Raw genomic sequence first — 22,906 nt, 5'->3', positions numbered from 1 at the left:
TTTAGCTTAATCCAAATTCCTTATCAAAACTTATTATTATCTCATTTATCTTGGCAATAGCCGAACTTAACAGTGGTTCCAGCTTATCGAGGTTTTCGCGCTTTTTCGCATACTCTTCGATAAGGGCCACTTCGGGCTCCAGCTCGCGGATACCCAAAAAGGAAACTCCCGGCAGGAACTTATGCGCCTCACGACTTAGAGATTCGTAGTTTTTCTCACCCAGGTAACGTTGAGAATTTTGAATAAACTCCGGCACCTGCTCTTTAAAGGTATTGATCATTTCAACGATAAATTCACGATCACCGCCTGAAATTTTATTCAGAAAGCTTAAATCAAATTTTAATTCTGAATTCTCCATTCCTGTATTGTTTACTCAAGCAAAGTTGAAAAAAAAAAGCTTTCAATTCTGTCCGAAATGATCTAATTACACGAAAACTACATTTTTTCTGGTAAAATGTGGCTAATCGGATGATCGTAAAAAATTTATATGGTTCGATTTTTGTAATTGTCTGTCACTTCCTGTATTTTCGCGGTCTAATTTTTTGAAAAAAGAATCACAATGAAAACATTACGTAAGGGCTATTTTATTTTTATTCTGATATTGGTATCTACCTTAGGGTTAAAAGCCCAGAAACCGCATGAAAATCCAAAATATGGAGTCGACAGTGCATCGAGGGTTACCTGTGCCAGCAACATTTCGGCAATGGCTGAGTTTGTTAAGATTAATGTGATGGAATATGCCTATCAACCCTGGTCACAATCGTTCAGAGATTGCCCTGCGGCTAGTAAAAACATTTACATTAATGGTAAAAAAATTCTCGATTACAAAATTGAAAATACTACTGATGAGATAACCCGCGAAGCCTTTGTCGACACCCTTATGATGCTTTATGATCAGCGTATACTTTATTTTGGAGAGGAATCGTTCGTTCTTGGCCGAAAAGGGATTGACCTTTTAAAATACAGACGAAACGAAGTAGAAGAGGCTTACGGTTACCTTCTGAGGGCCTTGGAAACTGGTGGAAACAAGACAGAACCTGCAGTACTTGCCACCCTGATTACCACTTCGAGCATTATGTTTCAGACGAATAAAATTGAAGCTGATCAGATGATCGACAATTACCTCAAAGCATCTGCTGTGCTTGATTCACAAAAGGAGAGTGCCAACACAGCGCAGGTAAAAGAAAGTATCGAGAAAACCTTTGCCGAATCGGGTGCCGCCGATTGTGATAAGCTTATTGAGATTTTTACTCCTCGTTACGAAAGTGCTCAAACCGATCTTGCGAATCTTAAAAACATTACCGACATACTCAATCAGTCGAAATGCCAGGAAACTGATTTATTTGCCCGTGCCTCCGAGTCGCTTTATGCCATTGAACCTTCTGCCGAGGCAGGTGCGAACCTGGCCATGATTTTCTCTACCCGCGGAGAATATGCCAAAGCCACCGAATATTACCTGAAAGCGGTTGAGCAGGAAGAAAATACTGAAGTAAAAGCAGGATATTATTATCAGCTGGCAGCCATCTCACTGAAGCAAAAACAATTAGCCACTACAAAAAAATATGCCTATGAGGCCATTAACCTTAAACCCGATTACGGAAAGGCCTATATTTTACTAGCAAATACCTATGCCTCATCGAGTGCAGAATGTGGCGGCACAAACTTCGAACGGGCTGCTGTGTATCTTGTAGCGGTAGATAAATTGGTAAAAGCCCGCACAGTAGATCCATCAGTTTCAGAAGAAGCCTCTGAACTTATCGGTCGCTATTCGCAATATTTTCCAAACAACGAAGATGCATTTTTCGAAGGATTTACCGATGGCAATAGTTATACTGTGGGTTGCTACATTAGCGAAACAACAACTATACGCACTTTAAAGCGATAGACTTTAAATTGAATGTAAGAAAAAAGGCTGTTTACCTGAAAAGTAGACAGCCCTTTTTCGTTGCTAATAGCAAGCAGGCCGAAAAGTAAAAATGGTGAATGAAAATGAAGTTTGGTTTTATGCTTCGAACTTATACCCTACCCCTTTGATTGTAACAATGCGTTCATCGCCAATACGTTCTCTGAGTTTGCGGATATAGACATCGATGGTGCGTTCGCCCACAAAGATATCGGTACCCCATAGTTGATCGAATATTTCGTCTCGCGTAAATACCCTCGAGGGTTTGGAAGTAAGAAGCTGAAGCAGCTTAAATTCTTTTCGTGGAAGAAGTAGCTCCTTTTCGCCCACATATACCATGTGTTTTTCAGCATCGATCACCAGGCCGTTAAATTTTAATACAGCACTCGGATTATCTCCATTCACGTTTCGGTGACCATACCGACGCAACAAGGCGTTGATGCGCGAAACCAATATTTTAGGTTTAATGGGTTTATTGACATAATCGTCGCCACCTGCCCTGAAACCTGCAATCTGCGAGTAATCCTCGGCCCTGGCTGTAAGAAATACAATTAGAACATTGGCATTGACAGGATTCTCGCGGATTTTTTCGCAGGTTTCAATGCCATCCATTTCCGGCATCATAATATCCAGAAGAATCAGATGAGGATTTACTTTCTGCGCCATTTTAATGGCTTCGCGGCCATTGTTGGTAGTGTAGATGCTATAGCCTTCCTTTTTAAGGTTGTAAGAAAGAAACTCGACAATATCAGGATCATCGTCGACAACCAGAATTTTAATCCCTTTGGCATCAAGCATGCGCTTATCGGAGTTAGTGCGCGTCAAAAGTAGATGGATACACACGTAAAGAGGTTAATTTATTATTATGTATTTTAGTGCTTACATTAATTCTTTTTTAATAAGCTTAACAATAAATTTATTTACAATAGATATATTTTAAAATTCAATGTTACTTTTAGCCTTAAAATTATTGGATTGATATGGAAAGTATATTTCTCATTATTGTAGTTGTGCTTATTCTTTTAGCCATTTCCGATTTAGTCGTAGGAGTTACTAACGATGCCGTGAATTTTTTAAATGGTGCCATTGGATCGAGAGCAGCCAGCCTGCGGATAATCATGATTGTAGCCACCGCAGGAATTATTGCAGGTGCTACCTTTTCAAATGGTATGATGGAGGTAGCCAGAAAAGGACTATTTTACCCTTCGGCCTTTTCGTTTCAGGATGTGATGATTATTTTTCTTGCCGTGATGTTGACCGACGTTATCCTGCTCGATCTTTTCAACACCTTTGGGTTGCCAACTTCAACAACAGTATCGATGGTGTTTGAGCTGCTGGGTGCTGCATTTGGTATTGCTATCATTAAAATACAACACACAACTGGTGATTTTACTGAACTGATTACATACATTAATTCAGCCAAAGCCTTAGCCATCATTTCGGGTATCTTAATCTCTGTAGTAATTGCATTTAGTTTTGGCGCTCTTATACAATGGTTAGCCAGGTTACTGTTTAGCTTTAATTTTGAAAAAAACATTAAATACTTCGGTGGCCTTTTTGGCGGTTTGGCCATTACATGTATTGTGTACTTTATACTAATCAAAGGTCTTAAAGATTCAATTTATGCCCAACATGTTGTTTCAAATATATCTTTGGGAGAATGGGTGAATTTTTTAAAACAACAGGATTATGATGGTTTTAAATCGCTTATACATACACTACAAAACTTTAGTAGTAATGCAGAACTTACCAACTGGGGAAATACCCTGGCTTCTCTTGATAAAAACAGCTTTAAAACGGGAGTTAACGGTTTTGCCGAGTGGGTTGGCGCTTCAGGGCAGCAGCAAATTGGTATGCCTTTACACCTGACTCAATGGGTTAACTATTACAGTTGGCAGATTTTGCTTTTTGGATTTTTGGGCAGTGTAATTCTTCTGCATTTTTTATACTGGTTATTCCGCATTAACATTCTTAAAATTGTAGTATTACTGGGAACTTTTGCTCTTGCAATGGCTTTTGCCGGCAATGACCTGGTAAACTTTATTGGTGTACCCCTTGCTGGATTAGCCTCTTATCAGGACTTTGCTGCCAATCCGGGAAATAGCGCCTCTGACTATTTAATGAATAGCCTCAACCAACCTGTTTCAAGTCCAACCATTCTTTTATTAATTGCTGGCTTAATTATGGCCATTACGCTATGGCTTAGTAAAAAAGCCCGCACTGTAATCAGAACCTCGCTTGATCTTGGAGATCAGGATACTGTAAACGAAAGGTTTAACTCCAACGTTTTGTCAAGAACCATTGTAAGAGGATCACTGAAGCTGGGAAATAATTTGGGTAGGTTTATACCTGAAAGAATTAAGCAAAGCGTAGCGAAAAGATTCGACTCGAGTGTATTTACAAAGAAAGCAAAAAAAGAAAAGGGTACTTCCTTTGACCTGGTAAGAGGTGCTGTTACCCTTGTGGTTTCCAGTGCCCTTATTGCTTTTGGCACTTCGCTAAAATTACCCCTGTCAACCACCTATGTTACCTTTATGGTTGCTATGGGTGCATCGCTTGCCGATGGAGCCTGGGATCGGGAAAGTGCAGTGTACAGGGTCACAGGTGTTATTACAGTAATTGGTGGTTGGTTTTTTACCGCCATCAGTGCGTTTACAATTACAATGCTTGTAGCCCTTTTCATATATTTTACCTGGTTTTGGGGAATTTTCATATTAATTGGTATTGCTGCATTTTTGTTAATTCGAGCACATTTCATGCATAAAAAGAGAACCATGAACGAGGAGAACTCTCAAAAGGCAGAACAATTGTCGGAACTGGATAATCTCTTTGAAAAATGCAAGGTAAATACTAGTACAAATCTTTCAATAATTGTACGCACTTATGTCGATTTTGTGGATGGTTTGAAAAACGAAAAAAGAAAGAAACTTAAAGAATCATTGGCAAAATCGAACAACCTGAACAACGATGCAAAAAAATTAAAAAAGCGTATTCCGAATGTATTTAAAAACCTAAGCGATGAGGATTTTGAGTCGGGTCACAATTATGCTGAGGTAGTCGACTATTTCAAGGAATCTATGGCTAACCTTAACACTATGGTAACAGCCGCTTATAAACATGTGGATAATAACCATAAGCCACTTTCAGCCTTTCAAATTGAAGCGCTTCAAACCATTGCGCCTGAAATAAGAGCATTTATTGTAAAGATAAACAAAAGCATAGATGACACTGATTTTAAAAATTATGAACAAACCACAGAAGAATGCAATGCAATTTGCGAACGACTCTTTAAAATAAGAAGCAAACAGCTCAAGCTTATTAAGAAAGAACAAGGTAGTGCACGTACCAATATTCTTTTTCTCGAAATGCTCAATGAGTCAAAGAACTTTATCGTAAACATGAACCTTATGTACAAATCTTTTAAAGATTATTCGAAGCAGAACAATGCTTCGCTTGATAAAACCTTCAGGATATAATAGAAAAGGCCTTGATTTAAAGCAAATCAAGGCCTTTTTATTTTGGTATTCAATAAGTTATATTTTTATCTCTACATAAAGAGAAACATTACTAATAAACTTCTTTCCTTCTTCTTTTGGATCCACACCTATAAAGGTTGGGGCTAACTTAATACCTTTGACGGGATAAAATTCCACACCAGCTACGTATCTATTACCATTCTTTTTGATATTCCAGGGATTGGCTTCAGCTGGAAGTGTATTTGAGGTTAAATAATCAAATCGAACAAATCCGCCCATTTTTTTGGTGATAGCTCCGTGTGCAAACAGCGAAAAACCATAAAGATCTTTTCCATCTGTGCGCTTATTGTTTAGCTGATAGTTGAAGTCAGCACCAAAAGTATACTTTTTTAATGTGTAGCCTGCCAGTATACCAAATGTTTGTTGATCTGCCGAATCGTTCTCAAAATCATAATACAGCCTAACAAGAGCAGATTCACCCGGAGTAATAGTGGTACCAAGAGCCAGTTTAAGAGTGCTGTCAATATTGTCGGCTAATTTGTAGCCTTCTCCATTGAACAAGGCTGCATCAGCCGAAATAAGCTTGTTGAACTTGTATTTTGTAATTACACCAAAGTCAGCGCTGGAATTAAAACCATATAAATCCTGAAATGACTTTGAAACATAGCGATGTCCCCAAAGTTTATCCGTTTCATTAAAAGCAGTAGTGCTTAAAAGTCCAAAATTTAAACTGAATTTGTCGTTTGCATAGTCTAATGAGGCAATTTTAAGGTAAGCTATCCGATCAAAGGTTTCAAGCTTAACGTCACCTACATCGAGAATAAGGGTAGAAGAAAAATTAGGGCTAAAGTTGTATTTATATCCCAGATAAGCCCTGGTAATATTAAACTTTTTCGAAACTTTATCATCGTTAATGATCAGGCTCCCGTCTTGGATGTTGATTGAATCTATAGTTGCAGAACTGACTGTAAAATCGCTAAAAATTGTAACAATAGGCTTGCCAGAGGGTTTGAACTCTTCTGTCTCGCTGCTCTGTGCCCATAGCCCAGCTAAGGGAAACAGGCTTACTGCCAATAACAATAGTGCACGAATGATTCTTTTCATAATTTTACGATTTGTGATTTTTAATATAATGTCTGCTTTTTATGAATAATTTTAAAGTAACAAGCTCATGGACACGCTATTTTTATTCTGGGCCAAATTACAGACTTTTCTAACTTGAATAACCTTCTCTTAAAACAATTAATATTTAATTAATTTTAATTATACGTTTACTTAAGATTAATTTAACCATAATATTGAAGCTGAAAACACTTCTATACTATTGTATTCATGAATGTTAGCGTTTATGTAAACTGATTTAGAAAAATAGTATCCTATTCTTTGCACCCCTATTGCAAGAACAACGGTTGCATTTTTGTTAACATTAAATTTAGATAAGCTTAATCCAGCGGTAACTTCCATCTGATAAGGAATCGATATTTTTGTGGCTAAATTTAAATCTGATTCAATGAAAATGAAATGGTTATCAATTATCGCAATAGTCTTATTAGCCTCCTGCGGTAGCAATGCTTCGAAGAAAAGCACAAAATTATCGGGCGATATTCGCATCGATGGATCGAGTACCGTATACCCTATTACTGAAGCAGTAGCCGAAGAATTTAGGGTCGAACAACCGGATGTAAATGTTACCATTGGTGTATCAGGTACAGGAGGTGGTTTTAAAAAGTTTGGCCGCAACGAAACCCAGATATCCAATGCTTCTCGTCCGATAAAGGAATCAGAGATTAAAATTTGCGAAGAAAACAACATACATTACCTCGAACTGATGGTTGCCTATGATGGGCTGGCAGTAATCATAAACCCTGCAAACGATTGGGTAGACCATTTTACCGTCGAGGAATTGAAAAAGATTTGGGAACCTGCTGCACAGGGTGTAGTAATGAAATGGAACCAAATACGCCCGGAATGGCCCGATCAGGAAATTCACCTCTTTGGCCCTGGTGTAGCTTCTGGTACTTTCGATTATTTTACCGAAGCCATTGTAGGCGAAAGTGGCTCGAGCCGTGGAGATTTTACAGCAAGCGAAGACGACAATGTGCTAGTACAAGGTGTTGCTGGTGACAAATATGGCTTAGGATTTTTTGGCCTCGCTTACTACGAAGAAAACCAGGACAAACTAAAACTTATTTCGGTAGATGGTGGCAATGGACCAGTATTTCCAAGTCTGGAAACCGTAAGAAACGGAAGCTATTCTCCACTTTCCCGCCCCCTCTTTATTTATGTAAACAGTGTAGCTGCTGCTTTACCAGAAGTGCAGGCTTTTGTTCAGTTTTATCTCGACAATGCACCAAGCCTTACACAGGATGTAGGGTATGTGCCACTGCCAGTGGAAGAATATAAAAATCAAACCGACAAGTTTAACGCCTTTAAGGAGAGTTTATAAAAATCATTGTACCGCCAGCCAGTCTGGCGGTACATTATACATTTCTGATGAAAAAAAGCCGCGAAAAGCTTATTGAAAAATTTTTGCTTTTTAGTGCCTTAGTCACTATTCTTACAACCATTGGCATTATACTGGTTCTTAGCATTGAAGCAGTGAAATTTTTTCGCGAAGTGCCAATTTTTACCTTTTTTACCGATACAGAATGGACGCCACTTTTTACCAATAAAAGGTATGGCATTCTGCCTCTTTTGTCCGGCACCTTCCTTACTGCATTTATTGCCATTGCCTTTGCCCTTCCGCTAGGTTTGGTAATAGCAATTTACCTGAGCGAATATGCCCCAAAAAAATTCAGGGAATATGTGAAGCCATCGCTTGAATTACTTGCTGCTGTGCCAACCGTAGTATATGGTTTTTTTGCGCTTACCGTAGTAACCCCTTTTTTACAAAGCTTCATTCCGGGTTTATCCGGCTTCAATTCGCTCTCTGCAGGCATTGTAATGGGTATCATGATTATCCCCATTATTTCATCTTTAAGCGAAGATGCCTTGCGGGCAGTGCCAAAATCTTTGCGCGAAGCTGCCTACGGAATGGGTTCCACACGTCTTCAAACAGCCTTGAAAGTAGCCGTTCCTGCTGCCTCTTCAGGAATCCTTGTTTCAATCATATTAGCCATTTCAAGGGCAGTGGGAGAAACTATGATTGTTGCCATTGCAGCAGGCCAGCAACCTCGATTAACTATGAATCCACTGGTACCTATCGAAACCTTAACTGCTTACATTGTGCAGGTTAGCCTGGGCGATGTACCCCACAATTCGATTGAATACCGCACCATATTTGCAGCGGGAATAACACTGTTTGCATTTACATTTATACTGAACAACATTAGCCAGTGGATACGCAACAAATACAGAGAGAAATATGAATAGCATCAGAAAAAATCGCTGGAAGGATAAGGTCTTTTCTGGGACGGCTATTTTTAGTACTTTTTTTAGCCTTCTTCTGCTTGTTATCTTTTTAGGTGATATTATTTTTGAAGGAATTCATCGAATCGATTGGGATTTTATCACAGGCTTGCCTTCGCGCCGACCTGAGAATGCAGGGATTTATACTGCCATGATCGGTTCTGTATGGGTTCTTACCCTTACTGCACTTATTGCTTTTCCAATAGGAGTGGCAGCAGGCATTTACCTCGAAGAATATTCAAAAAAGGGAAGGTTATCTAATTTGCTGGAAATTAACATCGCCAACCTGGCTGGGGTACCTTCGATTATTTATGGTTTACTTGGCCTCGAAATATTTGCACGGGTTATGGGATTTGGAAGTTCTATCCTGGCTGGAAGTTTGACCTTATCCTTGCTTATTTTGCCAATTATTATCGTAGCTACACGCGAAAGTGTAAAGGCTGTGCCTCAATCTATCCGTGATGCCTCCTATGCCATGGGAGCAAGCAAATGGCAAACTATATCTCTTCAGGTATTGCCTGCTTCATCAGGCGGCATACTCACCGGAATTATCCTTGCGCTTTCAAGAGCAGTTGGCGAAGCAGCCCCACTCATTGTGGTAGGTGCCCTTGCTTATGTGCCCTTTGCTCCTAAAACACCGATGGACGAATTTTCTGTATTGCCTATTCAAATCTTTAACTGGATTTCCCGACCCCAACAAGGTTTTGTGACCAATGCAGCAGCAGCTATTATTGTGCTGCTTGCTATTACTTTTGCAATGAATGGAATTGCCATGTACCTCCGAAGCAGATGGCAACGAAAACTTAAATGGTAAAAACTATGGAGTATTTTACTGATACCACCGAAATAATCATGGAGAAAAAACAAATAAACGACGCTCTTGAGTATTCGAAAATTGTACAAAGCAATGAACCAGAGTACATCATAACTACAAAGGATTTAAACGTGTATTATGGGGATTTTCAGGCACTGAAAAATATCAATACCAAAATATTACCCTACACCGTAACTGCTCTCATTGGACCTTCGGGTTGTGGAAAATCGACCTACCTGCGACTTTTTAACCGCATGAACGATTACATAGATACCTTTAGGGTTGAAGGTACTGTAATGGTCGATGAAAGAGATATTTACAACGACCGTATTGTGATTGAAAAATTGCGCAAGGATGTGGGTATGGTTTTTCAAAAGCCTAATCCATTTCCTAAAACCATCTTCGAAAATGTAGCTTATGGTTTACGTATTCAAGGTATAAAAGACAAAAACTTTATCGAAGAACGTGTCGAGCGCAGTCTTAAACAGGTAGTGTTATGGGAGGAAGTAAAAGACAACCTTAAACGCAACGCCCTGGCGCTTTCCGGTGGCCAGCAACAAAGACTTTGTATAGCCCGTACACTGGCCGTAGAGCCCGAAATCATTCTTATGGATGAGCCAACTTCGGCTCTTGATCCTATTTCTACCAGCAAAATTGAAGAGTTGATTTTCGAACTAAAAAACGAATATACCATCGTAATTGTTACCCACAACATGCAACAGGCTGCGCGGGTGAGCGATAACACTGCATTCTTCTATTTAGGAGATTTAATCGAATCAGGACCTACCAAACAGATTTTCACTTCGCCAAAAAATAACCGAACAGAGAATTACATTACAGGAAGATTTGGTTGATTTTATTCGTATATTTTCAGAAGTAGAATTTGATGTAAATCGCTAAGCAAACTTGTTATGAAACCATTCGAATACGAATTAGAAAATATCCGTACCCTGCTTCTTGAAATGCTCGATCTGGTAAAAGACCAGATACATCTTACAAAAGAAGCCCTTTTAACCAACGATCATGATCTTTCGGGCGAAATCATGCGTAAAGAAACACGCGTAAACGCCTACGAACTTTCTGTTGACCGCGAAGTAGAAGATTTTCTAGCGCTTCAAGCCCCTGTAGCCACCGACCTGCGCTTTGCCATTGCCTCACTTAAAATATCGTCGAACCTTGAACGTATTGGCGACCATGCCTACCAGATTTCGGGTCTGGTATATGAAGAAAAAATGAAGCTAAACAAAGAACTGGTTGAACTGCTGCATATTCCAACTCTATTCGATGAAATAGATGATATGATGATCAATGTTACCGACGCACTCGTGAATAGCGATATTCAGTTAGCTAAAAAAGTTTTTAAACAAGACAAGACTCTCGATAAAATCAACAAAAAGCTTCCCGGGTTATTGCAAGAATATCACCTAAAGAAAAAAGAGAGCATCGAAAACCTTTTGTTGCTAGCCCGAACCATAGGAAAACTTGAAAGGGTAGGTGATCTGATAAAGAATATTGCCGAAGAAATTATTTTCTACTACGAGTCGAAAGTTCTACGTCACCGCAAGAAAAACAAAAAAATAGCCCGTAAGTTTGGTGATATTCCGTCATTAGAGGATGAGCAGCTCAGTGAATAAACTTGTCTGCTAAATCAGTTAGTCAATCTCATTTTAAATTTTTTGTGGGGTTTAATACATTTGCAATTATCCTATCACAAGTGCGCTATAATTCTGAGGTATAAGTCTATTGTACCCAAGGCTCATGATTCATTAGTAATTTCTCATATTATTGAATTTGTCTGGGAAAATGAATGCTAATAGCCATTTATTTTACTCATTTTCTTAAAAAAAACTCCTTACCATTGAAATATCATGAAGTATTTGTAACTTTTTGTATAAATACTTATGATATGCAAAATATTAGTCTAAAAACCCGGTTCGCAATATTAATTGCTGCTATTCTTTCTATTTTAATATTAATTGGAGCCTTTACTTTTTTTTCATTTCAAAGAATAAAAAGCTACAATCAACTGGCAGATCACCTGCAGGAGATGGAGCGTAATATACTGGATTTGCGTAAGAACGAGAAAGATTTCCTTGCCCGATCGGTTATAGACGAAGAGTTCTTCACAGGTAGTACGAATAAATACATCGATAACTTTAATCTGCTTATCGAAGAAACTAAAGCCCTCATTACCGAATTACATGAATCAAAAGCAATACATAATTCAGAAGTGGAAGTTACATTTACTTCCATTGAAGATCAATTATTAAGCTACCAGAATGTTTTTAGTGAACTTACCCGGACAATAAAAGAGAAAGGTTATAAAGACTGGGGTCTGGAAGGAAACATGAGAAAAGCTGTCCATGGAATTGAAGCCCAGATTAAAAGTTCAAATCTGATGCAGGCTCAGATACATATGCTTACCTTGCGCCGGCACGAAAAAGACTTTCTAATCAGAAAAGATCTTGATTACCAAAAAAAGTTCACCGAAGAATTTTTAGTCTTTAAAAAAGAGATTTCGACCTATTCGCTTAACAGTGCGCAAAAAAATCTGATGATAGCCAGTCTTGAAAACTATGCCAATAGTTTTAATCAGCTGGTAGAAATTTCGAGTTTAGCAGGACTTAACGAAAAAGAAGGATTAATGGGCGACATGCGCACCATAGTGCAACAAATTGAACCAAACATTCAAAAGGTACATGACTTTGTGATGCTTATGGTAAGCCAAACAGAAAAAAGAGCAATTCTTTATCTTATTATTTTTATTATAATCGGAACTTTGTTAGGTCTTCTTATCAGCATTTATATTGCTCGAAATGTTTTTAAAATGGTAGGTGGAGAACCAGCCCTAGTAGGGCACATAGTTGCTGAAATAGCCAATGGAAATCTGGATTCGACCGACTTAAATAGCCAGCAAAAATCGGGTATTTTAGGTTCAGTATTAGTAATGAATAATATGCTAAAAGATATTGTACAAACTATACATTTGTCGGCCGACGAGATTGTATCGGCCAGTGAACAACTTAGTAGCACATCGGAGCAACTCTCGCAAGGAGCCAATGAGCAGGCAGCCTCTGCGGAAGAAGTTTCATCTACAGTGGAAGAAATAAATGCCAATATCCAGCAGAACAACGAAAATGCCCAACAAACTGAAAAAATTGCCCGAAGTGCACACAAAGGAATTTTAGCAGTCGCTAATCAATCGACCCTATCGCTGGAAGCCAACAGAACCATTGCAGCTAAAATTCAGATTATAAACGACATTGCCTTTCAAACGAATATTCTTGCTTTAAATGCCGCAGTTGAAGCTGCGCGTGCTGGTGAACACGGCAGAGGTTTTGCAGTAGTAGCAGCCGAAGTAAGAAAGTTGGCAGAGCGCAGCCGTTCAGCTGCTGAAGAGATTATACAACTCGCACAAAATAGTCTTACCCTTTCAGAAGAAGCTGGAAAGCAATTGCAAGACATGTTGCCTGATATGGAAAAAACAACTCAGCTAATTCAGGAGATTTCTGCAGCCAGCCTGGAGCAAAATAATGGTGTAAGCCAAGTTAATACAGCAATACAGCAGCTAAGTTCAGTTACTCAGGAAAATGCCTCTGCATCTGAAGAGGTAGCTTCAAGTTCGAAAGAATTGGAAAGCCAGGCAGTCTCATTAAAGGATACCATTTCGTTTTTCAGAGTTAAAGCCTCTGGTGGAAATAGTGAAACAAAATATGAAAGGCAAAAGAACCTAAGGCATTCCGGTTTATCTCCAGTAGCGAAAGATTTAGGTAAGAAAATTGTTAAACCTGCTAAAACCTTTTCTATATCTGCAGAAGGCGATCAGGATTTTGAAACCTTTTAGAAATTAATTTTCTGAAGCGAATTGGGATATCCTACTCCATAAACTTGTAGCCAACTCCTTTTACAGTGCAAATGTACTTGTCTCCAATTTTTTCGCGAAGTTTGCGAATGTGCACATCAATGGTCCGGTCGCCCACCACCACATTGTCGCCCCATATCTGTTCGAAAATCTCTTCACGTGTGAATACCTTTCCTGGCTTTGAGGTGAGTAGAATCAGGAGTTCAAATTCTTTTTTTGGCAAAATCACTTCTTTTTTGCCTTTGTAAATCATGAATTTTTCCCGGTCAATTACAATATCTCCCTTCACTATTTTAGCTGGCATAGATGGGGCATTGTTTTCCTGCCAGTTAACACGTCTCAGTAATGCTCTGATGCGACTAACCAGGAGTCGGGGTTTTATTGGTTTATTTATATAATCATCACCACCTGCATCGAAGCCCGCAACCTGGCTATAATCTTCGCCACGAGCTGTAAGAAAGGCTATAATGGTTTTATCAAGTGTTTTAATTTCACGCAAACGCTCACAGGTTTCAATGCCGTCCATTTCAGGCATCATTACATCCAGTAAAATTAAATGAGGTATATGATTACTCGCCAACCGGATAGCATCCCTTCCATTAGTGGCTATCTGAATCTTGAAGCCTTCCCGCTTAAGATTATAGCTCAGAAATTCGACAATATCCGGTTCGTCGTCTACAATTAATACTTCGTATTCCTGATTCTCCATAAGTTAATAATAATTTAACAAGGTGCTTAGCTGCGAATATACCATTTATTGCCTAATGTAATACATTATGAAGCAGTTAAATATGCACTTTTTATAATTACCCTCAATCAGAGAGTTTAAATTATTGTTAGCAATTCCAAACAATTCTCTTAAAATTAATAGAAGAATAATTTTAATCTAATATCCTTTAATGCGGGTATGTATTTCTTTGTGGTGTTAAAAAACTAACACAACAAAAAATCTAAAATGATGAAAAAAATCTCTTTCAATTATTTATTAGCCCTTATGGCTGTTGTTTCCCTAAGCATGTTTTCGGCATGTAACGACGACGATAACAACGACGGAGGCGATGACCAGGATGAAAACATTGTATCTGCAAACATTACAGAAAACACTACCTGGGAAACAGGTAAAGTGTATATTCTGGGTGGTCGTATATCAGTAGTCAACGGTGTTACCCTTACCATTCAACCAGGCGTAATTGTTAAAGGACAAGCCGGAACAGGCTCTAATGCCACTGCTCTTCTTATAGCCCGTGGTGGAAAACTGATGGCCGAAGGAACCGCTACTCAACCAATTATTTTTACATCAGTAGCTGACGAAATCGAACCAGGTCAGATAGCAAGTCCTAACCTCGATCCAACACTTAACGGTCTTTGGGGTGGTCTTCTGATTATGGGTAAAGCCCCAATTTCTGCCGATGCTGAAAGCATTCAGATCGAAGGTATTCCAGCATCAGATCAAAATGGTCTGTATGGTGGAACTGATGCAGCCGACAACTCAGGTGTGATTAAATATGTATCTATCCGTCACGGCGGTGCCAACATTGGCGAAGGAAACGAAATTAACGGTTTAACTCTTGGTGGTGTTGGTTCAGGAACTGTGATTGAAAATATCGAAGTTGTTGCCAACCAGGACGATGGTATTGAATGGTTTGGTGGTGCAGTTTCGGTAAAAAATGTGATTGTATTAAACACAGGCGACGACGCAATTGACACTGATCAGGGTTGGTCTGGTACCCTCGACAACTTTGTGGTTATCAACCCAGGTGACGAAGGTCTTGAGCTTGATGGTGGCGAAGGTTCATTTAACAACCTGTGCACCATTAAAAACGGACATGTTTCAGCCGTTGACGCAGAAGGAATTGCTGACCTTGACAGCAAAGGAGCAGGAATTGAAGACGTAAGCAATACCTGGGCCAACATGAGCAACATTTATTTCTTCAACCTTACTTATGGTCAGGATTTCGATGACAATCCTGCCGAATTGGTTGCTGCCAGCTTTGAAGTAACTCTTCCGTCGGATACTCTAACTGTAGGCGATTTCTTCAAAAAAGGTTCAGCTGACTATGTTACAGTAGTAGCTGCTGGTGCCAACACAGTTGGTGCCGATTTAAGCAAATTTGCCGGTTGGTCATGGGCCGACGAAGCTGGCTTACTAGAATTCTAAAAATTCAAGTTTAACAAATTAAGCACGCAGGTTTTTGAACTTGCGTGCTTTCCATTTAAAAAAAATAGCTAATAAAAATTTAAAATGCGATTAAAACTTTATATGAGCCTGTTAGGGCTTTTCTTTGTGATGATAGCAGCAGCCCAAAACGGCTCGGTGAGGGGAATGGTATTTGAAGAGGCCACAGGTGAATATTTACCAGGAGTAGCTGTGTATGCCGATGGCACATCCATAGGTACTATTACTGACCTTGATGGAGCGTTTAACCTGTCACTACAACCTGGAATTTACACCATTAAAATTTCATTTATTTCCTTTGAAACCATAGAAATAAGTGGAGTGGAAATAAAAGCCGGACAACCTACACAGCTGGGTGAGATTCAACTAAAAGAAGTAACTTTTGCTATTAATGCGGTGACTGTTACTGCAAAATCGGTGCGAAATACCGAGACAGCCATGTTATCGGTAAAAAGTAAATCGCCCAATCTGATTGATGGCATCTCTGCAGGTAGCCTAAAACGAACCGGAGATTCAGATGCTGCCGGAGCTATGAAAAGAATACCCGGGGTATCGGTGTCTGGTGGCAAGTACGCCTATGTAAGAGGCTTAGGCGACCGTTATACTAAAACAATTCTGAACGGAGTAGAAATTCCAGGACTCGACCCTGACCGTAACAGTCTGCAAATTGATATCTTCCCCACCAACATTATCGACAATATTATAGTTTACAAATCATTCAGCGCCGAACTTCCTGCCGATTTTACCGGCGGTTTAATTGACATCTCCATTAAAGACTTTCCGGAAGGAGAAGAAGGTAAACTATCGCTAAGTGCCGGCTACAACAACCTGGCACATTTTAATTCTGAATACCTGACCTACACTGGTGGTAAAACCGATTTTCTGGGCTTCGACGATGGCACACGCGCTATTCCGGCTACTGAAAATATACCTCAGTTTGCAGAGGTAGTTGGAAACCCCAACGGAACCAAAGGACAACGATACCAGGAAATACTTCGCAGTTTTAATCCGGAAATGTCGGCTAACCAGCAAACCAGTTTTATGGATTACTCCTTTGGAGTTACATATGGCAACCAGGTTGCCCGCGAAAAGGTAACTTTAGGTTATAACTTCGCCTTATCTTATAAAAACATTACCGAATTCTACAAAGATGCCATTGATGCAAGGTATGGACTTTCAGGCGATCCAGGGGTTTATGAGATGAACCGACGGGAATACCAGAAAGGAGACATCGGTGAGAACAATGTTCTTCTGAGTGGACTAGGAGGCTTCGCTATAAAGACTTCCAACTCAAAGGTAGGTTTGAACATATTACACCTTCAGAATGGAGAAAAGAAAAGTGGTATATTTGATTTTATAGGCTCAGACCAGGGCTCTGATTTTATTTCTTTTCAGCATGGCCTCGATTACAGTCAGCGTTCGATGACGAACTTGCTTTTTGATGGAAAGCACAAGCTCTCAGACAATAAATGGAGTATTGATTGGAAGATTTCTCCTACATTCTCTAAAATATCCGATCCCGACATTCGATTTTCGCGCTACGAAATTAACGATGATGGTACCTTCCGGATAGGAACAGAAGTGGGCTTTCCAGAACGCATATGGCGCGAGTTGGACGAATTGAATGTGGCGGGTCTTTTTCATATCACCAAAGAATTTACGCTTAATACCCAGAAATCGAAACTATTGTTTGGCGGAGGATATACCTATAAAAACAGAAGTTACATTATCCGTAACTTTGCCATTAACCCTCGTGGAGGTTTTCCGCTTTCCGGTAACCCCGATGAGCTTTTTTACGAAGAAAATCTCTGGCCAAAAGACGATAACACAAACATTGGTACAACTTACGAAACTCCCTTTATTCCCACCAACCCAAATCAGTACGATGCTATTGCGAATAACCTCTCCGGCTATGTATCCACTGAGTTAGGCCTTACCAGTAAATTCAAGGCTATTGTTGGGGTTCGGGTAGAAAATTTTACGCAATATTATACGGGTTCCGATCAACAACGCATCTATGTGTTGAATAATGAAAAAGTGCTGGACGATTTCAATATCTTTCCCGCAATTAATTTACTCTACAAGCTTAATGCAAAACAAAACCTTCGCGCTTCTTTTACCCAAACCATAGCAAGGCCTTCATTCAAAGAGCTTTCTTATGCTGAAATCTATGACCCTATCAGTGGTGTCACTTTCATTGGTGGATTCCATCGCGATGGAGATGATGTAGCCGGTGTGGAATATTGGGACGGGAATCTGGTAAGCACCCATATTCAGAATTTTGACCTTCGATGGGAACTCTTTCAGGAAATGGGACAAATGTTTTCAGTGAGTGCCTTTTATAAAACTTTTGATAACCCCATTGAGATTGTTCAATATACTAAACAGATTGGAGCTTTTCAACCTCGAAATGTAGGTGACGGTTCTTTAGTAGGAGCTGAATTTGAATTACGACAAAATTTTGGCTTTATCAGTCCCGAAATTTCGATGGTTCAGGTAAATGCTAATTTAACATTTACCCAATCGCAAATTGAATTAAGTAACACAGAGTTTGATTCAAGAGAAGACAATGCACGTACCGGACAAAGCATCAGCCAATACCGCGAAATGGCTGGACAAGCACCCTACATATTTAACGGAGGCATTAGTTATTCCGGTGCAGAAGAGGGCTTCTGGAAGCGAGTGGAAGTGGGCCTTTTTTATAATTTGCAAGGTAAAACCTTAGAATATGTGGGAGCCGCGGACCGCCCCGATATTTATTCCAAGCCTTTTCATAGTTTAAATTTTAATTCCGAAATTAAAATCGGTAAAAACAACAGAACCCAAATAGGTTTTAAAATTGATAATATGCTGGGTTCAAAAAAAGAATCGGTTTACCAGTCATACGAGGCAGCGGACCAACTTTTTAAAAGCAGAACCCCAGGCACTGTATATACAATCCGTTTAGGTTATAACTTTTTGTAATATAACAACAACTTAGTTAAGAAAGGCTGCTCAATTGGGCAGCTTTTTTTGTTTCTGGAAAATTTGTATTTTAACCTTTCCCTGGCCCTCTGCCAAAAGGAGAGGGAAATGCAGCCCAAATCTATCCTTTCGCATAAACCTTTTTTCATTGCACCTTTTCTCCTCCAACATGGAGGAGATGTCACGATTAAAAATCGGGACAGAGGAGGCAAAAAGCCCCAAAAATTCACTATCTTTTCAAAACCAAAAATGCAATTTATGCCTACAATTGATAACCTGCATTATGGTGCTAAACCAACTACCTTTTCAAACGCAAAAAGTTTAAGACAACGAATTACTCCAGCAGAAAAAGTCTTATGGTATTTCCTGAGAAGCAGTAAAACTGGGTATAAGTTTCGTCGACAACATCCCATTGATATTTACATTGCCGATTTTTATTGCCATGAAAAGAAAGTGGTAATAGAGATCGATGGTGAAATTCACAACAGCAGAAAGCAAAAAGAATATGATAGGGGAAGAGCAATTGAGATTGAGAAATTTGACATTAAAATTCTAAGGTATACCAATAATGAAGTAATAACTTTCCCCGAAGCGGTTGTTGAAGATATTCTTAAAGTTTTGAATGAACGGTAGTTTTTACCTCTCCCTGACCCTCTTCTAAAAGGAGAGGGAAATGCAGCCCTAATCTTTCCTCTCGCATAAACTTTATTTCATTGCTCCTCTTCTCCTTAAGCATGGAGGAGATGTCGCGATTGAAAATCGGGACAGAGGAGGTTTAAGGGTAAACTGCCTAAAAATGATATAATTATTATTGCCTGGCTAAATCAGAACCAGGGAAATTTAATTCCTCTAATGGAAGTTAAACTTCATTGATCAAGCTTTAAAAGAAAAGGAGACGAATAATACCATTTTTGAAAATAAGTACATTACTTTTGCAAAAAAAATAAAACAACTTAAATTACTATGACAAGTCAGGATTACATCAAAAAAGAAGACCGGTACGGAGCGCACAATTACCACCCGCTGCCGGTAGTGCTGGATAAAGGTAAAGGCGTTTTTGTATGGGATGTGGAAGGAAAGAAATACTTCGATTTTCTTTCGGCCTATTCGGCAGTGAATCAGGGTCACTGTCACCCTAAAATTGTAAAAGCACTCAGCAAGCAAGCCAAAAAACTGGCCCTCACTTCAAGAGCCTTCTACAGCAGCTGCCTGGGCGAATACGAAGAGTATGTGACCAAATTCTTTGGTTACGACAAAATTCTTCCGATGAATACCGGCGCCGAAGGCGATGAAACAGCCTTAAAACTATGCCGTAAATGGGCATATGAGAAAAAAGGTGTGCCCGAAAATCAGGCCAAAATAGTAGTGTGCGAAGGCAACTTTCATGGACGTACAATCACTATTATTTCCATGAGTACCGATCCGGATTCGTACAAAGGTTTTGGCCCCTATACTCCTGGATTTGTTGTGGTTCCCTACAACGACATCGAAGCCCTTAAAAAAGCGTTTGAAGACCCTAATGTAGCCGGCTTCCTGGTAGAACCTATACAAGGTGAGGCGGGTGTATATGTACCTGAAGATGGTTACCTGAAAAAAGCCTATGACCTCTGCAAAGAGAAAAACATTCTCTTTATTGCCGACGAAGTACAGACCGGACTGGCTCGTACCGGTAAAATGCTTGCCTGCGACCATGAAGGTGTACGCCCTGATATTTTAATCTTAGGAAAAGCCCTCTCTGGTGGTATGTATCCTGTTTCGGCTGTGTTGGCAGATGACCCGATTATGCTTTGCATCAAACCAGGCGAGCATGGATCGACCTATGGCGGCAACCCGCTGGCGGCACAGGTAGCCACAGCTGCCCTGAAAGTTTTACGCAACGAGAAACTGGCAGAAAATGCAGAAAAACTCGGAAATATCTTCCGTGCAGAAATGCAGAAACTGGTAGAAAAATACGAAATGGTAGAACTGGTACGCGGAAAAGGTTTACTAAATGCCGTGGTAATTAAACCTACCAATGGAGTAAAAGCCTGGGATGTATGTCTGAAAATGAAAGATAATGGACTCATCGCCAAACCTACCCACGAACATATCATTCGGTTTGCACCGCCTTTGGTAATTAACGAAAAACAACTGCGACAAGCCATTGCCATTATAGCAAAAACAATCGACGAGATGAGCAAATAAATAAAAGCCGGGTACTTTCCCGGCTTTTTTTACACCCTCTATGCCCCCTCCTACCTCCAATTGGAGTGCATCGATCAATAAAACATATACCTTCTTCCGAAATATCCCGTTAAAGTGCGTAGGTATATGCTTGTTTTTTTCTATTTTTAATTGTTGCAGTATTCATCAGGTATGAGTTATAAAGTATTAATCGTCGACGACAACACCAATAACAGCAGGTTAATAGAAGGGATTCTAAGTGCTGACGAAAGGCAATTTGAATGTTCCTTTGCCGAAAACGGAGCGCAGGCCTTTGAAAAGGCACGCCAGATTAACCCCGACCTGATATTGATGGATCTATACATGCCCGAGATGGACGGCATGGAATCATTGCGTTTGATACAAGCCCACCCCGAACTGAAGGAAACGCCGGTTATCTTTATCACTGCCTTTAAAACTACCGAAAACTTCAAGCAAGCCTTTGACGAAGGCGCTTTTGATTTTATTTCCAAACCCATCGACATCAACGAACTGCGTTCGCGTATTAACCGCGCTCTTGGAGTAGGTGAAACTTTGCGCCGGATTAAACTCAAAATCAACAAATACAAACAACAACGAAAAGAACTTGAGAAAAAAGCCGCACTGGCACAAAATGTTCAAAACGCATTTATTGTCACAAACTACAAGGGAAATATCGAATGGGCTAACGATGGTTTTGCCAAATTGCATGGTATATCAATAGAAGAACACATAGCCCGATTTGGGCGCAGCATTCTGGATGTATACAGAAATACAGAAATAAACGAACTCATTGAACATGCACTCGATGATCATACCCCAGCCAGCTTTACCCAGCGAATCGACCATACCGATGGAGTGCAGGTGTGGATACAGGCATTTGTATCGCCACAGCTTACCAAGGGTGGTAATGTAGAGAAGCTCATTATCGTAGAATCGGATATTACCGATTTGAAGAATAAAGAAAAAGAGCTTTATGAGCATAACATGAAGATGCTCCTGATTACTGAGAATCTCGAACTTGCCAATTCGCAGCTCGAACAGCAAAAAGCTGAAATCAACGAGCAAAAACAACTCATCGAGGCTGAACAGGAAAAATCGGAACGCTTGCTGCTTAATATTTTACCCTTCGAAGTAGCGCGCCAGTTAAAATCGAAAGGCAGGGCGGGAACAAGGTTCTATAAGCATGTTTCGGTATTGTTTACCGACTTTAAAGGCTTTTCGAAAATAAGCAAAGAACTCGAACCAAAAGAGCTGGTCGATTATCTGGATACCTATTTTATCCGTTTCGATGAAATTATTGGCACCCATTATCTGGAAAAAATAAAAACCATTGGCGATGCCTACATGTGTGCCGGAGGATTACCCTTGCGTAACAATTCCAACCCCGTAGACGCAGTCTTGGCCGGTTTGGAAATTCAACACTACATGGCAGAGGTGAATCAGGAAAATATCAGCCGGGGTGAACCACTTTGGGAGCTGCGTATTGGTGTGCATACCGGTCCGGTAGTAGCTGGGGTGGTAGGAAAAAAGAAATTTGCCTATGACATCTGGGGTGATACAGTGAATATTGCTGCCCGCATGCAGGAACGAGGTGAGATACAGAAAGTAAATATCTCCGGCGATACCTATGAGTGCATCAAAGATTGGTTCGATTGCGAATACAGAGGAAAAATTGAGGCAAAAAACGTAGGTAAAATCGACATGTATTATGTGAACCGCTTAAAACCGGAATACTCCGAAGATAACCTGGGCCTTATTCCAAACGAAGAATTTAAAACCCTGGTAAACAAGCTTTAGCCCTTTAAAACGGTTATTAATCCAGGCCAAAATCCTACTTATGTCTTTCGGCTAAAATCTTCTCTACATCTTCAATGCGGTAACCTTTTGCGGTTAACAAAACCAAAAGGTGATAAACCAGGTCTGCTGCTTCGTTCAGGAACAACTCATCATTCTGGTCTTTTGCTTCTATAATCAATTCTACCGCCTCTTCTCCAACTTTTTGGGCAATTTTATTAATACCTTTTTCGAATAAACGGGTAGTATAGCTGCCTTCGGGCATTTGAGTTTGCCTTGTATCAATCAGTGTCTGTAACTCGGAAATAAAATTTAGTGCCATTTT

The 22,906-nt window shown here is 39.8% G+C and carries 19 protein-coding genes; 13 read left to right on the top strand and 6 right to left on the bottom strand.

Annotated elements, in window-relative coordinates; genetic code table 11:
• Nucleotide 1 precedes the first annotated feature (1 nt).
• On the bottom strand, nucleotides 2-358 hold the full coding sequence (locus IPM71_14655) for an Hpt domain-containing protein (protein ID QQS50804.1): 357 nt from the start codon (nucleotides 356-358) through the stop codon (nucleotides 2-4).
• Between the two features lie 201 nt (nucleotides 359-559).
• Here IPM71_14655 and IPM71_14650 point away from each other — a divergent pair, with 201 nt between their 5' ends.
• Nucleotides 560-1,885 (top strand): hypothetical protein, encoded by a 1,326-nt coding sequence (locus tag IPM71_14650; protein QQS50803.1) that lies wholly within the window; start codon nucleotides 560-562, stop codon nucleotides 1,883-1,885.
• A gap of 117 nt (nucleotides 1,886-2,002) precedes the next feature.
• Here the strand turns inward: IPM71_14650 and IPM71_14645 are convergent, their stop codons facing one another.
• On the bottom strand, nucleotides 2,003-2,701 hold the full coding sequence (locus IPM71_14645) for a response regulator transcription factor (GenBank protein ID QQS52852.1): 699 nt from the start codon (nucleotides 2,699-2,701) through the stop codon (nucleotides 2,003-2,005).
• Nucleotides 2,702-2,883: 182 nt separating this feature from the next.
• Here IPM71_14645 and IPM71_14640 point away from each other — a divergent pair, with 182 nt between their 5' ends.
• Complete coding sequence (locus IPM71_14640; GenBank protein QQS50802.1) at nucleotides 2,884-5,379, top strand: inorganic phosphate transporter; 2,496 nt, start codon at nucleotides 2,884-2,886, stop codon at nucleotides 5,377-5,379.
• Nucleotides 5,380-5,436: 57 nt separating this feature from the next.
• Here the strand turns inward: IPM71_14640 and IPM71_14635 are convergent, their stop codons facing one another.
• The gene (locus IPM71_14635; GenBank protein ID QQS50801.1) at nucleotides 5,437-6,483 is read right to left on the bottom strand and encodes a hypothetical protein; all 1,047 of its coding nucleotides are present in this window, start codon (nucleotides 6,481-6,483) and stop codon (nucleotides 5,437-5,439) included.
• A gap of 177 nt (nucleotides 6,484-6,660) precedes the next feature.
• Nucleotides 6,661-6,843, bottom strand: a complete 183-nt coding sequence (locus IPM71_14630; GenBank protein QQS50800.1) for a hypothetical protein — start codon at nucleotides 6,841-6,843, stop codon at nucleotides 6,661-6,663.
• A 52-nt stretch (nucleotides 6,844-6,895) separates the two neighbouring features.
• Here IPM71_14630 and IPM71_14625 point away from each other — a divergent pair, with 52 nt between their 5' ends.
• The 6 genes from IPM71_14625 to IPM71_14600 all read left to right on the top strand — a co-directional run bounded on the left by IPM71_14625 (nucleotide 6,896) and on the right by IPM71_14600 (nucleotide 13,445).
• A complete protein-coding gene (locus IPM71_14625; protein ID QQS52851.1) occupies nucleotides 6,896-7,825 on the top strand; it encodes a PstS family phosphate ABC transporter substrate-binding protein in 930 nt (309 codons plus the stop codon).
• Between the two features lie 47 nt (nucleotides 7,826-7,872).
• A complete protein-coding gene (gene pstC / locus IPM71_14620) occupies nucleotides 7,873-8,751 on the top strand; it encodes a phosphate ABC transporter permease subunit PstC (GenBank protein ID QQS50799.1) in 879 nt (292 codons plus the stop codon).
• Complete coding sequence (gene pstA, locus IPM71_14615) at nucleotides 8,744-9,601, top strand: phosphate ABC transporter permease PstA (protein QQS50798.1); 858 nt, start codon at nucleotides 8,744-8,746, stop codon at nucleotides 9,599-9,601. Before pstC ends, pstA begins: the two co-directional genes overlap by 8 nt.
• Before the next feature lie 38 nt (nucleotides 9,602-9,639).
• Nucleotides 9,640-10,455, top strand: coding sequence for a phosphate ABC transporter ATP-binding protein (gene pstB, locus IPM71_14610; protein ID QQS52850.1), 816 nt, complete (start codon nucleotides 9,640-9,642; stop codon nucleotides 10,453-10,455).
• A 57-nt stretch (nucleotides 10,456-10,512) separates the two neighbouring features.
• Nucleotides 10,513-11,235, top strand: coding sequence for a phosphate signaling complex protein PhoU (phoU, locus tag IPM71_14605; protein QQS50797.1), 723 nt, complete (start codon nucleotides 10,513-10,515; stop codon nucleotides 11,233-11,235).
• 173 nt (nucleotides 11,236-11,408) lie between these two features.
• A complete protein-coding gene (locus IPM71_14600; GenBank protein QQS50796.1) occupies nucleotides 11,409-13,445 on the top strand; it encodes a methyl-accepting chemotaxis protein in 2,037 nt (678 codons plus the stop codon).
• 31 nt (nucleotides 13,446-13,476) lie between these two features.
• Here the strand turns inward: IPM71_14600 and IPM71_14595 are convergent, their stop codons facing one another.
• Nucleotides 13,477-14,172, bottom strand: a complete 696-nt coding sequence (locus IPM71_14595) for a response regulator transcription factor (protein ID QQS50795.1) — start codon at nucleotides 14,170-14,172, stop codon at nucleotides 13,477-13,479.
• Nucleotides 14,173-14,457: 285 nt separating this feature from the next.
• On the opposite strand from IPM71_14595, the gene IPM71_14590 reads away from it, so the two are divergent.
• The 5 genes from IPM71_14590 to IPM71_14570 all read left to right on the top strand — a co-directional run bounded on the left by IPM71_14590 (nucleotide 14,458) and on the right by IPM71_14570 (nucleotide 22,584).
• Nucleotides 14,458-15,621 carry a hypothetical protein gene (locus IPM71_14590; GenBank protein QQS52849.1) on the top strand — a complete coding sequence of 388 codons (1,164 nt, stop codon included), beginning with the start codon at nucleotides 14,458-14,460 and terminating at the stop codon, nucleotides 15,619-15,621.
• Between the two features lie 84 nt (nucleotides 15,622-15,705).
• A complete protein-coding gene (locus IPM71_14585) occupies nucleotides 15,706-18,603 on the top strand; it encodes a TonB-dependent receptor (GenBank protein QQS50794.1) in 2,898 nt (965 codons plus the stop codon).
• Between the two features lie 258 nt (nucleotides 18,604-18,861).
• Complete coding sequence (locus tag IPM71_14580; protein QQS52848.1) at nucleotides 18,862-19,236, top strand: endonuclease domain-containing protein; 375 nt, start codon at nucleotides 18,862-18,864, stop codon at nucleotides 19,234-19,236.
• Nucleotides 19,237-19,566: 330 nt separating this feature from the next.
• Entirely contained in the window at nucleotides 19,567-20,787 is a 1,221-nt protein-coding gene (rocD, locus tag IPM71_14575) for an ornithine--oxo-acid transaminase (protein ID QQS50793.1), read from the top strand.
• Nucleotides 20,788-20,958: 171 nt separating this feature from the next.
• Entirely contained in the window at nucleotides 20,959-22,584 is a 1,626-nt protein-coding gene (locus IPM71_14570; GenBank protein ID QQS50792.1) for a response regulator, read from the top strand.
• A 34-nt stretch (nucleotides 22,585-22,618) separates the two neighbouring features.
• Here the strand turns inward: IPM71_14570 and hisE are convergent, their stop codons facing one another.
• Entirely contained in the window at nucleotides 22,619-22,903 is a 285-nt protein-coding gene (hisE, locus tag IPM71_14565) for a phosphoribosyl-ATP diphosphatase (protein ID QQS50791.1), read from the bottom strand.
• Nucleotides 22,904-22,906 lie beyond the last annotated feature (3 nt).

Source organism: Bacteroidota bacterium (assembly GCA_016699695.1).
In the GTDB taxonomy this organism is placed as follows: domain Bacteria; phylum Bacteroidota; class Bacteroidia; order Bacteroidales; family UBA10428; genus UBA10428.
Note: the sequence above shows the minus strand (reverse complement) of the source record. Positions and strands in the feature narration are given on the sequence as shown.

Coding starts and splice junctions, on each gene's coding strand:
- IPM71_14655 (QQS50804.1), bottom strand. CDS start 358: ATGGAGAATTCAGAATTAAAATTTGATTTAAGCTTTCTGAATAAAATT.
- IPM71_14650 (QQS50803.1), top strand. CDS start 560: ATGAAAACATTACGTAAGGGCTATTTTATTTTTATTCTGATATTGGTA.
- IPM71_14645 (QQS52852.1), bottom strand. CDS start 2,701: ATGCTTGATGCCAAAGGGATTAAAATTCTGGTTGTCGACGATGATCCT.
- IPM71_14640 (QQS50802.1), top strand. CDS start 2,884: ATGGAAAGTATATTTCTCATTATTGTAGTTGTGCTTATTCTTTTAGCC.
- IPM71_14635 (QQS50801.1), bottom strand. CDS start 6,483: ATGAAAAGAATCATTCGTGCACTATTGTTATTGGCAGTAAGCCTGTTT.
- IPM71_14630 (QQS50800.1), bottom strand. CDS start 6,843: ATGGAAGTTACCGCTGGATTAAGCTTATCTAAATTTAATGTTAACAAA.
- IPM71_14625 (QQS52851.1), top strand. CDS start 6,896: ATGAAATGGTTATCAATTATCGCAATAGTCTTATTAGCCTCCTGCGGT.
- pstC (QQS50799.1), top strand. CDS start 7,873: ATGAAAAAAAGCCGCGAAAAGCTTATTGAAAAATTTTTGCTTTTTAGT.
- pstA (QQS50798.1), top strand. CDS start 8,744: ATGAATAGCATCAGAAAAAATCGCTGGAAGGATAAGGTCTTTTCTGGG.
- pstB (QQS52850.1), top strand. CDS start 9,640: ATGGAGAAAAAACAAATAAACGACGCTCTTGAGTATTCGAAAATTGTA.
- phoU (QQS50797.1), top strand. CDS start 10,513: ATGAAACCATTCGAATACGAATTAGAAAATATCCGTACCCTGCTTCTT.
- IPM71_14600 (QQS50796.1), top strand. CDS start 11,409: ATGCTAATAGCCATTTATTTTACTCATTTTCTTAAAAAAAACTCCTTA.
- IPM71_14595 (QQS50795.1), bottom strand. CDS start 14,172: ATGGAGAATCAGGAATACGAAGTATTAATTGTAGACGACGAACCGGAT.
- IPM71_14590 (QQS52849.1), top strand. CDS start 14,458: ATGGCTGTTGTTTCCCTAAGCATGTTTTCGGCATGTAACGACGACGAT.
- IPM71_14585 (QQS50794.1), top strand. CDS start 15,706: ATGCGATTAAAACTTTATATGAGCCTGTTAGGGCTTTTCTTTGTGATG.
- IPM71_14580 (QQS52848.1), top strand. CDS start 18,862: ATGCCTACAATTGATAACCTGCATTATGGTGCTAAACCAACTACCTTT.
- rocD (QQS50793.1), top strand. CDS start 19,567: ATGACAAGTCAGGATTACATCAAAAAAGAAGACCGGTACGGAGCGCAC.
- IPM71_14570 (QQS50792.1), top strand. CDS start 20,959: ATGAGTTATAAAGTATTAATCGTCGACGACAACACCAATAACAGCAGG.
- hisE (QQS50791.1), bottom strand. CDS start 22,903: ATGGCACTAAATTTTATTTCCGAGTTACAGACACTGATTGATACAAGG.